Raw genomic sequence first — 13940 nt, 5'->3', positions numbered from 1 at the left:
CGACTTGGACTTTTTAGATTTCTGACTTTATAATTCAGACTTTTTCAACCCACTCTACTCCGGTATCTTTCCAAGATCTGGAGTTGGCAGATTCGATGACTGCTTCGCAAACTTTCTGGGTTTCAAATGCATCTCTGAAAGTCGGATGGCAAGGTTCGCCAGTCTGTAAACTCAGGAAGAAATCAGAAACCTGATGGATAAAGGAGTGCTCGTATCCGATGGAAGTTCCCGGAATCCACCATCTGCTCATGTAAGGATGATCTCCGTCCGTCACGTGAATAGATCTCCATCCCCTTACCTGACTTTCGTCACCATGATCAAAATATTCCAATCGTGTCAAGTCATGCAAATCCCAACGGATCGAAGCATGTTCCCCGTTAATCTCAAAGGTATACATTGCCTTGTGACCTCTTGCATAGCGAGTTGCCTCGAATAGGCCCAATGAACCGTTATCAAAATGACAATGGAAAATACAGGCATCGTCGATTCCGACTTTTTGCTTCTCCCCTGAACCCACATGAACCCGCTCTTTAACAAAAGTTTCTGTCATTGCTGATACGTCTTTGATTCCTCCATTCAGCCACATCGCCGTATCGATGCAATGCGCCAAAAGGTCACCTGTCACACCCGAACCAGCGGCATCTATATCCAATCTCCAAAGCCCGTCACCTCCCTGAGGCAATTCGGGATTGATCGTCCAGTCCTGAAGGAAGTTGGCCCGGTAATGGAAAATTTTACCCAGCTTACCGGAAGCGACGATGTTTTTGGCCAAAGTCACTGCAGGAATTCTTCGGTAGTTGTACCAAACGGTATTTTTCACTCCAGATGCTTCAACGGCTTTCACCATTTCTTCTGCTTCGGCGACAGTTCTAGCCAAAGGCTTTTCGCATAGAATCATCTTCCCGGCTTTCGCTGCTGCAATGGCGATTTCAGCATGGGAGTCATTTGGAGTACAAATGTCCACCGCATCGATATCGTCACGCTCGATTACTTTTCTCCAGTCCGTTTCGATTGACTTATATCCCCACTGATCTGCAAAAGCCTGTGCGCGTTCGGCTTTTCTTGAGCAGCAAGCCTGAAGTACCGGAACGTATTCGTACTCGGGAAAAAAGTCAGACAAACGCTTGTAACCATTGGTATGTATTCGGCCCATCAGCCCTGTGCCGATCAGTCCGATTCGTATTTGTTTTTTTGACATAATTGGAAAATTTTAAAATTGAAAGAACTTGTCCGCCGTGGCGGATTGGAAAATTGGGTTGGAAAGTGGTAAAGTTGGAAGGTTATAAGGTTTCCCACTTCAAAAGCTCAAATTCTTAAAATAAGGCTACCAAATTCCTGACCCTCGTAATTCGTACTTCGTAAATCGTACATTTTACTATTATCGTACATTTTACTATTTACAACTTGCTTCTTACCTCAACCACGCCAGCCATGTGCTTCCCTCACTCTGATCATCGCTGCAAGGATATCATTCCAGGTTTGTTGGTTTTCCATCACCGAATTTGGGAACATGCATCCATCCCAACAGATATGCTGGAAGGCTTTGGTTAGCTCGCCTTTTTCGTCCCGAAGCCAGTAACCTGCATCGTGAGCGATATCCAAAAGACCACTTGGATCAGTGGCCTGACAGTGTCTGCCCGTTTTGTCGTGTGAACCTGAACCAAAAACAGAACCGTCATTTTGGGCCACATGGAAGTCGATCGTCCAAGGTCGTAAAGCATCAGTTACCGTTTTCAAAGCTGCTTTGATCGTTTCCCGATCTTTCAGATCGGCATCAACTGGCAAAATTCGATTCTCCGGAGCGTTGTAACCTAGGGTGTAGAGGAAGGTGTGTGACATATCCGCTTGGAAACCGATGTTTGGTCGATCTACCATTTCCAGCAACTCGACCATGTGTTTCCAACTATGCATCGCACCCCAGCAGATTTCTCCTTCAGCAGCGAGTTTCTCTCCAAATCCAGCTGCCACATCGCAAGCTTCTCGGAAAGTTTCAGCGATCTGCTTGGTGTTTGCAATCGGATCTTTTGCCCAATCGGAAACTCCGGCGGCAGAGTCGATCCGGACAACTCCATAATGTCTCACTCCAAGTGCTTTCAGTTTTTGGCCAAATTCACAGGATTTGCGAACCATCTCCACAAAAGTCTTGCGCTGATCTGACGTACCCATGGCAGATCCTGCCCAGATTGGTGCTACAAGCGAACCGACATTCAGATTGTATTTTGAGACTTTATCAGCTAGCTTTTTCGCCTCGTCAGGATTATTCAAGTCAAAGTGCGGTTCGAGTAAGCCAACATCGATGCCGTCAAACTTAACCCCATTGACTTCAGCTTTAGCTGTCATTTGGATTAAAGAGTCAAAAGGAATTACTGGTTCGGAATCTGGGCCTTTGCCCACCAATCCCGGCCAAGTGGCGTTATGGAGTTTTGGGAAGTTGTTCATAGTTATTGGGTTATCGTTATTTAGTTATTGGTTATTGGTTTTTAAAGACCGATGTCGGATGTCCGATGACCGATGATTTTGGGACGGAAGACCGAAGACGCAAGACCTAAGAATTCCGCAACTTCTCTTTTGTCTAAAATCTAACGTCTTATGTCTATTTTATCTCCAAATCCGGATTTCTCGGCCCGAAGTGCTTCAACATTACAATCGGATCAGTTTTAGACAAATTAGTGATCTTCACTCCCGATTGTGCAGCTTGCTCGGATACAAAATACTCATCATGAGTCAATTGACCAAAGCGGATCAAGGCTGGAGTTTCAATATCCCAAACGCCCATTTTGCCATAGCCCTGCATCATGATAAATCCATAAGCTGCTGCATCCTTAATTACTACAGTCTGTCCAGGTAGGACGGTCAGTTCTTTAGCACTGTAATCATGAGAGCGGTAGCAAATCCAGTTTTCCTGATATCCAGCCGCACGCATTTCGCTTAAATGGTGAACAGGCTTTGGCTCCATATAATGATTGTCCATCAGGTTTGGATTCACATTGAGGTCCCAGTCAATCATTTCCACCAGCAATTCATAGTCTCCCCATCGGTCCTTTGGAGTGGCATTCCAAAGCAATTCTTCCGGGATAATCGCCTCATTCACTAAGGATTGATACATGGCGAAAATATCAGAGGCCTTTTGAGGTTCATAGGTACACAAGCTTCCCGGAGCGTGGAGCATTCCCGGAGGCACATCCCAACCTGTACCAGGTTGTAGGCGGAAAGCCTGAGAATAATTCGTGATTTTGTTGTCGCCTTTTTTGAAGTTTTTCAGGCAATCCAAAATCGTTTCTTTGCTCGTTCCCGGTGCTATTCCAAAGAAGGTATATGGGAAATCTCCACCATGATTATTGACCTGTGGGGGAAAATAATAGGCTTCCGGTTTGCCGTTTTGATTGGTCAGTTTCCCGAATTCATCCGATGGGTGGATATGATGCGGTAGAGGCCCCATATTGTCAAAAAACTTGGAATACATTGGCCAGGATTTGTACTGATCCCAAATTCTGGATCCCACGATCTGAGCACCCAATTCGTCGATGGCATCTTTCAAGAGAAAAAGTTCGGTTTTACCTCCCTCTTCGAAAGCAATGTGACTCAAACCCTCATTTTTGGATGTAAGAGGCCCATTTTCCGCTGGAGTGGTGGATGAAAACCAACGCTCATCAATTCCTCCACGCATGCCGCCAAGGGCATAATAATCGTCGGGATGAAGTTTGATTCTTCTTCCGGGTACGCAGAAAGATCGTGGTACCCAGGTTGGGGTTAATCTTAGTATTCCTTCGCCTTGTTCAAGGGCTTTTTTTGCTAGGCTCATGGTGTGGGTTTGGTTATTGGTTATTGAGTTATTGGAGTTGTTCCCGTTCTTCGATGTTCAACATTCAGCATTCCATGTTCGGTATTTTGGTTATTAGTTATAAGGTTATTGGTTATTAGTGGGTTTCCTGTTCTTCGATGTTGGATATTCAACATTCGACATTCAGTATTTTGGTTATTGGTTGAGGATCCTTCAAAATTCAGCATTCCTATTTTTAATCTTCAAGATTCAGTTTTATGTCAAAACCTTGAAAAGAAAGTCGTAAATCGTAAAACGTAAATCGTAATTCATAAATCGTAATTCATAAATCGTAAATCGTAAATCTCACTTCGTAAATCCCTTCGCTTTTTCTCCAGTTAACACCTCCAACACCAAATCATAGGTTCTATTCTCTCTCGGCTCAAGCAGGATCAATGTTCCATTTTCTCTTGCCGCAGCTTGTCCTATTGGTGGATGAGTTGCAGGTTCAAGCGCTGTCACATACTCATTTTTACCCCAATGCTGCCAGTTGATCAGCCAAGGCATTTGGGCTTTCGAAAAGGAAATTTTCAAGGCCAATTCTAACTTATCATTTGCGTAGCCACAGGTAACCAGATCATTGGAGTCTGCTTTTGGATCGATAAAAGCTACATCCTCCCCGAATCCTGCATGCTCATCCATCGGAGCTGCGCAGCGAGTGAATTCATAGTCACGATTAAACTCAGTATTGTTTGCATCGGTGGCTTTTGGCTTTTTTTCTCCCTGCCAAATTATCCGAGTCCCTTCATCGATCAGCGGCCAACCGCAATTGATATGATACAAAAGCATATGCGGTGCAAGTGAATTACCTCTGTTGGTGACAGTGTCTTTGATTCGAATTTCTGCCGAACCCAGGATACCTGAAATACTTCGCAACATCTCCAGATTCGGTCCAAACGTAGTTGTCTCCCGAACTTTGGCCACAATCTCAAAACTCAGATCGCCAGAGAAAATATCCGGCTGCTTGATGCTAATGAGTTCGGCTGGTAGATTGGAATAGTTTCCATGCAACCCACGACTACCACTTTCATCAGTATTTGGAGGCCCGGCATTTGAAAGTCCGCAAGTGGTGAGCAAACCTCCACCAAAAGTCCGAAGCCATTCAATTCCCTGATTGGAAAAAGGTTGAGGTGCAGTCAAACCTGCATGAGAAATCCAAGTGAGGCTTTTTTCATTGAAGAAGGCATCTAAAATATCCATGCCTCGGTCTAGCACCAGCTTGTATCTAAGACCAGTTCCGGTATTTACCCAAGCGATACGCACTCCCCGACCCGGACCATTGTCAACGATGGAGGTTTCGATTCCACCGATTTGGTGAGAATTGGAGAGTTTATGCTTCCAGTTGGTGGAGTCTGCGAGGTTCATTTTGGGAATAAAGGACTAGATTTAAACCTATGAAAAAGGCCTTCCGAGACTATCCTGCTGTATGTGGGTAGTAGAAAAAAGCATAGCCTTAAGATAGAGAAAATGCAAAAGCTTAATTAGCCATTGATCAAAAAAGAAATCAAAAATGCCACCAAGACACTAAGTCACAAAAAAGTTAGTGTCTTAGTGTCTTAGTGGCAAATACTGTTACAGTTTTTTCAACTGAATATTCTTAAACATCACTTTCATCGGTGGGCCGACATGTACCTGCATGCCCATCAGACCTTTCAGCATGCGATTTTTCGCATCCTCATCAGTGACTTCACTCATCAGAGTACCATTGACAAAATGTTGCATCACATTTCCTTTGATCACCAAGTGGATGTTATTCCATTCTCCTTTTTTGATCAAAGCGCCTAGTTCATCACGATCCCCAAGTTCAGAAACCAAGTTCAGCCCTTTCCAAGCATTTCGCTCAACAAATCCCCGGGTTTCAGTAATACTGTCTGGCTGAGAAGTGATCCGAGTTTTTTGGCCACGATAAGCCAAAGTTGTCCGCTTTCGCTCTTCATAGTTCTGCCCCGTGTAACGGTTGGCCCCATCAATATCGGCTTGATAACCCCGCAGTGCAAAAGGAACTTCGGTAAAGCGATCGCTTCGATATTGTACTCCTGAATTGCCGGCTTCAGAAATCCAGTAATCCAATTTCAACTCGAAATCTCCCAATTCCCCGCCTTTCCATATGATGAATGTGTTTGATTTCAGAATCGTCTCGGGCGTGATTTCCCCCACCATTGCACCATCTTTGACAGACCAATAAACGGGATCAAATTCCCATCCATCCAGAGTTTTCCCATCAAATATGGACTCGAATTCCTCATTTTCGCTTTTGGACGAAACACATCCCAAAGTGAAAATTGCAGCCAGAATGAATCCAGCTATTTTTATGGTTTTAAGAGTTGAGCTGATCATCGTTGAGCAGTTGGTTGTTTGTAAACAGCATGGTCAGCATTTCCACCGGAAATCAAATAAGCCATCAAATCTTTAAGCTCTTCTTCATTGAGTCGATTGATTAGGCCTGGCATCATGATGGAGACCTCTGCGTTTTTCTTTAACACTACAGAACTTTTCGCAACAGTTTTGATATCATTCGGGGCGAATGGATTTTGGGAGATATAATAATTCTGCCCGTCCTCGTCATTCAATTTTCCTACGATAGATCCTCCAGCTTTCAGTTCAAGAACAGTCGCATGGTACTGATCAGAAATCGTTTCGCTTGGGTTGATTGTAGCTACCAAGATATCTTTCGGGGAAAATCTGGTGCCCAACTGAGTCAAATCAGGACCGATCGCTCCTCCTTCACCCTGCATGGTATGGCAAGACTGGCAAAGTGTGGCAGCATACATTGCCTTACCTCTTGCCAAGTCACGTCCTGTAAGATTGGCCATTAAGGGTTCGGCTTCTTCAACAGTCCATCTCTTTCCTGGACCTACGGGTTGCACCCCTGATTCAATGATATCATTTCCATTGGCAGTGAGCATTTTTCCACCTGACATTTCATCGTATTTTTCAAAATCAGCCTTATCAACTGATGCCAAAGCCATTTTTCGCGCTCTATCGATAAAACCGACATAGCTTCTTCCTCCCTTGTAGGCAGTCAGCGCATTGTTAATCCATTTGAAGTATTCCTCTCGCTGTGCTGCTGTCCAACCTTTGTCAGCACCACCAAGAACTGTGGCATAAAAAGTAGCTTGAGCAGGTGGCACATTCGCCAGCATATTGGCTATGTCCATTCCATATTGAGGATTTCTGAAAATCAAATCCGAAGACGCCGTAAATGTTTTCTGGTAATCAGGATCATCTTTGGCATTTTTCAATAGTGCCAAAGTCTTTTCTACTGCATTCGGTGCATCCAAATGAGTCATCAGAATACTTAATGACCGATCCAGGAGATTTTCATTTGCCGGGAAATTCGGATCTAAATAAGTAATCAACTGAGGCTTCACTGATGAAGCTCCTTTATCATAGCGATAAAGAATCACCTCAATAGTTCTCAAAATATCCTGCTTCCCTTTGCTGTCCAAGCCTTTGTAATCAACCTGCATCAAGCTATTTAGCATGGCAGCAGCATCAGCATCCGTTGCATGACGAGCTAAGGCCAAAATGGCATGGATCTTTTTCAACGGATCGGTTTCAGCAATAGCTTTGGCCTTCCAAGTGGCAACTGGCTGGTGTTCCAGAACGATCCTTGCAGCATACTGCACATAGCGGTCTTTATGTCCGAGTTGCGCCCAAGCTTTTTCTAATCCTTCTGCAGGTGCTCCAGCTTTATGATATTGTTCGAGCTCTCTTCTGGTTTTGGCTTCCTGTGGAAGATCTGCTTCCGTAAGTGGCTTGTATGTATCAAGTTCTCCCGTGTAAGTCACACGATAAAGATCAGAATCCAGTCTTCTTCCTCCTGTCGCAAAATAAAATGCTCCATCCGGGCCTATGGTACCGTCAGTTAAAGGGAGAGGTGATCCTGAAATAAATTCCTCTGCAGTAGCATCATAAGTTGCGCCATTTGGAGTGAGGTGAATGGCATAAATAATTCCAAAGCTCCAGTCAAAAGCATATAATGCCTTCTTGTATTTGCTGGGGAAATTAGCTCCGAAACCAAACATAGCATTGGTAGGTGAACCTTGGCCGATGTTAAGTATTGCAGGCAAGTTGTCGGGATAATTTGGTGACCATTTTGAATTACCTGTTCTCCAGCCAAACTCTGACCCACTTGTGGCGTGGTTAATTCGAGTAGGTCGGTACCAAGGCATCCCAAAGTCCCATTCCATATCTGCGTCATAGGCGAAAATATCTCCGACTTCATTGTAATCGAAATCAAAGGCATTTCTATATCCTGCACTGATCAATTCCCAATCTGTACCTTCAGGATTGATTCTCGCAATCCATCCTCCCGGAGCCATTCTGTTGTTGGCGTGGCCTCTTGGATCTTTGATCAAAGGAAAAAGATTGTCCTCTTGCCAGACATTGGGAAGCCGATAAGAATTCATTTCGGGAACGTCCACATGGTTTCCTGCTATGAGGTAAATCCCCTTTCCATCAGGAGTTACTCTCATGCTGTGTGGGCCATGCTCCCCTTGTTGTCCTTTCAGTTCCCGAATTTGTGTGATGGTTTCATATTGGTCATCTCCATCCAAATCCTGGATTCGATAGAGACCGGTGGGTTGGCTAAACGTCTCATTTGGATTATGATTCACCATCACATACAGTGAATTGAATGCATAAAGCAGGCCTTGTGCATATCCCATACCTACCTGAGGTGCAGAGACATTTCCAACAATCAATTTTTCAACCTTGGGCTTTACAGTACTATCCGAACCTACAGGAGGTAATTCCAATCTATAAAGGAAACCGTACTGATCTGAGGTAATCATCCTTCCTTTGTCATCAAAGGTCATTGCTACCCATGAGCCCTGCTCGTTGTCGCCAGGACTATAAAGATGCTCCGCCACAAATCCGTCGGGAAGTTTGAGCTTGTCAATTTTAGGATTACCGGTAAGCTGACGGCCAGTTTCTTCCTTTTTGGAGCAAGCAAATGAGATTGCAAGGACTCCAACAAGTAGAAAAAGATTCTTAAGGGTGCTTTTGTGGGACATATTTTTAAGGATTATTGGATTTCAGTTTTATCTAATTTCGCAAGTTTCAAGTTGAGCAATTTTTAATGATGGGGAAAGCCATTCATGAAAGCTATTTACTTTCTGTCATTTATTTAACCCATACAATGCATTAGCAATTCTACACCAAGGCGCACAAGCTATTGCGGCATTTAATTGTTTCAAAATCAATCACTACGTTACTGTTTTCTCCCGAGCTATCGGGATCACCATCCCGTACGTACGGGATGCCTTAGTCTCCAAACAGTTTGATTTTCTTGCAATTAGAAGCCTCATAACGAAACCTAATGCATCGTCTGGGTTTAACTGTCCTGCTATTGAGGGTTGGAAGAAAATAACCCAACAACTTTCAGATTGAAAATCTTACAAGTTGTCGGGCTATTTGAATTAAAGAAAACCAACTTAGAAGAAAGGACTCAAATCTGATTCAGCAGCAGGATATGGATAAAACTTACTGAGATTTGTGAAAACGTTGTTTCGGGGAACTGCTCCTGCAATAGGAGGATAATAATAGGCCTGAGGATTGGCAACAATTCGCTGTCCAAGTGGAATGATAATTTCCTGGATACGGTCAGTTCGTTGAATATCAAACCAGCGCTTGTTCTCAAAGGCAAGTTCTACTCTTCTTTCCTTGAAAATTGCTTCTCTTACATTGGATTGACCTGCGGCCGTAGTTGCTGGAAGGCCGGCACGGGTTCGGATTTGGTTCAGAAATGGAATTGCTTCAGCTGTTTTTCCCTGCTCATTCAATACTTCCGCCATGAATAAAAGCACTTCCGCATATCGAAAGATTGGGAAATTAGTCCCGTGATTATTGTGCTGGGCGTGTTTCTTGGCAAATTTAAGGATATAGGGGAAAGTTTTCGGAACCTGAAATGCCCCTGCCAAAAACACATATGCAATGGAAGCGTCTTTTCTCAAATCACCCGGCTCATAGGCTGCGATAATATCCGGTGTAGGAACGTTATTTCCTTCCCCATCTATCGGTTGCGCATTGTTGGTGCCTGTAATTTCCCGTAATTCAGCTGCGCTAATTGGTCTTGGCATAAATTGATAAATAAAGTTCCCTTGAAGTCCTGCTGCTCCTTCCAGAAACTGAACCTCAAATACTGATTCTGCATTGTTTTTATTAGCAACATTATCAGAAAAAGCCATGGCATAATTAGGTATCAAGGTATATTGACCAGAAGTCACCACCGGTCTAAGGACCTGCTCTGCTTCTGCCCATTTTTTCTGATTAATATAAACGTTTGCCAGTAGTGTTCGAGCGGCACCGGATGTCACTCTTCCTGGTTGCTGAGTTGCTTTGTCAAGCAAAAGTGGAATAGCGGCAGTAAGATCGGCTTCGATCTGCTTGTAGATATCCACTTCAGGAGTGAGGGGAAGAGCCGCTTCAGCTCTCACAGCTACAGGAGTCAGGTGCAAAGGAACACTTCCAAAGTATCTGGCTAATTCAAAGTAAGCGTAAGCTCTTAGAAACAAGGCCTGACCTTTTAAATTTCCCTTGGCTGCGGCATCAAAATTCACTCCATCAATTAGGGAGAGAATTTGATTGGTTCTTGCAATAATCAGGTAATCCTGTCTCCATTGATTTAGCACGTGAACATTGGCAGTAGTCCCATTAGAAACTGGCACGGAAAAATCCGCCAAGTCTTCCTGATTGTCTACTGCACCAAATAGAACATTTCGCACATAATACGTATTATCCGAGTGCATTTCGGACAAGAGCCAAGATCGATCATTGGTGATAGTTCTCAGTGGAGCGTAGGCAGCGTTTACAGCTTGCTGAAAGTCATTTTGGTTTTTGAAGAAAGTAGCCGAGCTCAACTGGGTCTCCGGTACCACGGTAAGAAAATCTTCACAGCTTGTCAGAAACAAACTCGCTGAAAGTAGTCCTATGATATATTTTTTCATTTTTAAGTCGTTTGTAGGTGAATTAAACCGCTTGTAATCAGCAGATTAAAATTTAACATTTACCCCGAAGGTAATAGTACGTGGAACTGGATATCCTGCCAAGTCGATTCCGGGGCTTAGGTTTCCGCCATCTCCCTGACCGTCATTTTGCATACTGGCCTCTGGATTGGAGCCTCCCCAATAAGGTGTGAAAACCCATAGATTCTGACCTGATGCATAAACTCGGGCAGACCTCATTGACTTTGGAAGTTTAGTGAAGGTGTAGCCTAAAGTAATATTTCGGATAGTGAAATAGGAAGCATCCCAAACAAAGTTGCTATTGGGCCAATCACGTTCGACTCCTGTCACATTTCCTCCACCTACGGTAGTCCCAAAGATTCCAGCTCCCGGATTTTCAGGAGATCTGAATCTTTCTCCGGCTCTCCTTACCATATTAAATACCCCATCGAGATTTGCAGTACTGAACAGGTGTCTCATGTAAAGTTGATTGCCTTCCGATCCGGATGCGGTGATGCTTGCATCCCAGTTTTTAAATGTGAAATTATTTACAAGGCCGTAGACAAAATCAGGGAATGGATTTCCGATGATTGTTCGATCATCATTGTCTCCCCCAAAAGTGATTATTCCATCGCCATTCACATCCTGCAACTTGATACTGCCGACAGTAGACCTTCCGGGGATCTTTGGAGAATTGGCCAAATCCTCAGCATTTGCATAATTTCCTAATTTATTTAGTCCGTAAAATTGACCAAAAGGCTGCCCTACTTGAGTGATATGAAATGATCCGTACACCCTATCAATCCCATCTGCCAAAGCGATCACCTCATTTCGATTGAAGGATATATTCGCATTTACGTTCCATCGGAATTTTGAAGAATTGACAGGAATCGCATTGACTGAAAATTCATGACCCCAAAACTTAATCTCTCCGATGTTGTCATTGAAGTTGGTGAATCCAGACTCCTGAGGGATCTGCACTGCGTAAAGTAGGTTGGTGGTGTTTTTGGTATAGAAATCATACACAAACGATACTCGATCACCCCATAAACCCAAGTCCACACCGAAGTCGAACTGAGCCGTGGTCTCCCATCCCAAGTTATTATTTTGAAGCGAGGTGATACCTGCCCCAGGCACTAATGTGTTTCCAAATACAGAATTGATTGTATTATTTACCAGTGCATAAGAGGTGTAGTTACCGATGTTATTATTACCGGTGATACCGTAACTAGCTCTTAGCTTGGTGAAAGAAATAGTCGGATTATCCACTAGGAATCCTTCGTCAGACAAGACCCAACCGATGGAAGTAGAAGGAAAAACACCCCATCTATTATCCGCTCCAAATCGAGATGATCCATCTCCTCTGACTGAGGCGGTAAAGAGGTATTTGCTTTTATAATTATAAGTCAAACGGGAGAATATTGAAGTCAAAGTCCATTCTTCAACACCACTCTGGGTGCCACCTCTATTTATGTTAATTGCTCCTTGAATAGTCGGAAGGCGATCGTCTGCATAGGTATCAGCCTGTACACGAGTTCGGTCTCTTCTGAATTGCTGATTGGCTAAGCCTCCCAACACCTGAAAATTATGATCTCCAATCGACTTATCGTAAGTCACGATGTTTTCATTTAACCAAGAGAAATCTTCGATATCATCTCTTATTGATACTGCCACTGTAGGGATCGCGACATTGATTTGAGCGGTTGCAGTGGAAGGATTGAAGAAGAAATACCGTGAGTTTCTTATTTCCGCATTGAAAGTAGACTTAACTGACAAGCCTTTGATTGGCTTCCATTCTGCATAGGTATTTGCCAAGACACTGACCACCAACGTCTCATTGGTTATTTCATCTGCAGATCGTAGCCAGTTTGGATAAGCGAAGATATTTCCTGTATTGGCAGGGAATCGGTTGAAAAAGGTTAAATCTCCAGCCTCATCATAGATTGGCATAACAGGCCAAGTATGTAAAGCATTAAATAAAATACCAGTACCTCGGGTACCATCAGTTCGAGGCGTATTATCCTTTACATAATTCGGGGCCACATTCACTCCAATGTTTACTTTGTCGGATACCGCATAATCAGTATTCATTCTCAAAGAATAGCGTTGATAGTCCGTATTCCGTACAACCCCCTTTTGGTCAAAAACCCCTGCTATAATTGCGGTATTTACTTTTTCTTTGTTTGAAGTTACGGTGAGGTTGTAACTGGTGATCGGAGCAGTTTCAAGCATAGCGCCATACCAGTCATTCGTTTTACCACGATACTGTGCTGGATTTTGAAACACCTCAGGAACAGGTTGCTTTGCATCTTCGTAGTATTCCTTTTTAAACTGTGCAAATTCCTCTGCATTCATCATTTCAAGCCTTCCTCTTTCCGGTACTTGCTGAAAACCAGTAAATACATTGAACTCGACATTTGTTGTCCCTACTTTTCCTTTTTTAGTAGTGATCAATACCACTCCATTAGCAGCCCTAGAACCATACAGTGAAGTGGATGCAGCATCTTTCAGAACTGAAATATCTTCGATTTCATCTGGGTTAATGGCGTTGATATCTCCGGTGATCGGAAAACCATCCACAACGTACAATGGTGCACTACCTCCGGAAACTGAAAGCTGACCTCTGATTCGGACATTCATCCCCTGACCTGGACGACCTGTCGTTTGATTGATTTGAACACCTGCAAGTCGCCCTTGGAGTTTCTGTGCAAGAGATGAAACAGGGAGGTCCGTCAAGTCTTTCCCATTGACTGATTGAATGGCACCAGTTACCTCCTTCTTGATTTGGCTACCATAGCCGACCACCACGACTTCCGAAAGATCAGAAGTGGATAGCGCAAGGGAAATATTATAGGTGGTTTGCCCTCCGACTACAGCTACTTCCTTTGTAGTGTAGCCAACAAAGCTGACTACTAAAGTCTCCCCGGCCGCTGCTTGGATGGAGAAACTCCCATCAATATCAGTGACAGTACCTCGTTGAGTACCCTTGACAATTACTAGTGCACCTGGCACAGGTTCACCTTCGGATGAGACTACTCCTTGGACAGATTGGGTCTGCCCAAAACTCGTTACGCTTATGCAAAACATAAGCAACAAAAATCCGACTAGCCGGACTTTTATCTTAGATAGATAGTGGTTATTCATATGGGTGGGTTTAATTGAATTGAAAATAT

General features: G+C 43.7%; 8 protein-coding genes. All 8 read right to left on the bottom strand.

Annotated features, from left to right (window positions below):
• Window positions 1-34: 34 nt before the first annotated feature.
• Complete coding sequence (locus tag ACK4HU_RS15675; protein WP_409808318.1) at window positions 35-1198, bottom strand: Gfo/Idh/MocA family protein; 1164 nt, start codon at window positions 1196-1198, stop codon at window positions 35-37.
• A 218-nt stretch (window positions 1199-1416) separates the two neighbouring features.
• Complete coding sequence (locus ACK4HU_RS15670; RefSeq protein ID WP_409808317.1) at window positions 1417-2439, bottom strand: sugar phosphate isomerase/epimerase family protein; 1023 nt, start codon at window positions 2437-2439, stop codon at window positions 1417-1419.
• A 154-nt stretch (window positions 2440-2593) separates the two neighbouring features.
• On the bottom strand, window positions 2594-3802 hold the full coding sequence (locus ACK4HU_RS15665) for a hypothetical protein (protein WP_409808315.1): 1209 nt from the start codon (window positions 3800-3802) through the stop codon (window positions 2594-2596).
• Between the two features lie 324 nt (window positions 3803-4126).
• Window positions 4127-5185 (bottom strand): aldose 1-epimerase family protein, encoded by a 1059-nt coding sequence (locus ACK4HU_RS15660; protein ID WP_409808313.1) that lies wholly within the window; start codon window positions 5183-5185, stop codon window positions 4127-4129.
• Between the two features lie 207 nt (window positions 5186-5392).
• Complete coding sequence (locus ACK4HU_RS15655; RefSeq protein ID WP_409808311.1) at window positions 5393-6157, bottom strand: DUF1080 domain-containing protein; 765 nt, start codon at window positions 6155-6157, stop codon at window positions 5393-5395.
• Complete coding sequence (locus ACK4HU_RS15650) at window positions 6154-8838, bottom strand: c-type cytochrome (protein WP_409808309.1); 2685 nt, start codon at window positions 8836-8838, stop codon at window positions 6154-6156. Before ACK4HU_RS15650 ends, ACK4HU_RS15655 begins: the two co-directional genes overlap by 4 nt.
• Window positions 8839-9258: 420 nt before the next feature.
• Window positions 9259-10770, bottom strand: coding sequence for a RagB/SusD family nutrient uptake outer membrane protein (locus ACK4HU_RS15645; protein ID WP_409808307.1), 1512 nt, complete (start codon window positions 10768-10770; stop codon window positions 9259-9261).
• 45 nt (window positions 10771-10815) lie between these two features.
• Entirely contained in the window at window positions 10816-13854 is a 3039-nt protein-coding gene (locus tag ACK4HU_RS15640) for a SusC/RagA family TonB-linked outer membrane protein (protein WP_409808394.1), read from the bottom strand.
• Window positions 13855-13940: the final 86 nt, after the last annotated feature.

It is taken from the genome of Algoriphagus sp. (genome assembly GCF_046296635.1).
Taxonomy (GTDB): domain Bacteria; phylum Bacteroidota; class Bacteroidia; order Cytophagales; family Cyclobacteriaceae; genus Algoriphagus.
This window is presented reverse-complemented; position numbering and strand designations above follow the sequence as displayed.

Coding starts and splice junctions, on each gene's coding strand:
- ACK4HU_RS15665 (WP_409808315.1), bottom strand. CDS start 3,802: ATGAGCCTAGCAAAAAAAGCCCTTGAACAAGGCGAAGGAATACTAAGA.
- ACK4HU_RS15670 (WP_409808317.1), bottom strand. CDS start 2,439: ATGAACAACTTCCCAAAACTCCATAACGCCACTTGGCCGGGATTGGTG.
- ACK4HU_RS15650 (WP_409808309.1), bottom strand. CDS start 8,838: ATGTCCCACAAAAGCACCCTTAAGAATCTTTTTCTACTTGTTGGAGTC.
- ACK4HU_RS15660 (WP_409808313.1), bottom strand. CDS start 5,185: ATGAACCTCGCAGACTCCACCAACTGGAAGCATAAACTCTCCAATTCT.
- ACK4HU_RS15640 (WP_409808394.1), bottom strand. CDS start 13,854: ATGTTTTGCATAAGCGTAACGAGTTTTGGGCAGACCCAATCTGTCCAA.
- ACK4HU_RS15655 (WP_409808311.1), bottom strand. CDS start 6,157: ATGATCAGCTCAACTCTTAAAACCATAAAAATAGCTGGATTCATTCTG.
- ACK4HU_RS15675 (WP_409808318.1), bottom strand. CDS start 1,198: ATGTCAAAAAAACAAATACGAATCGGACTGATCGGCACAGGGCTGATG.
- ACK4HU_RS15645 (WP_409808307.1), bottom strand. CDS start 10,770: ATGAAAAAATATATCATAGGACTACTTTCAGCGAGTTTGTTTCTGACA.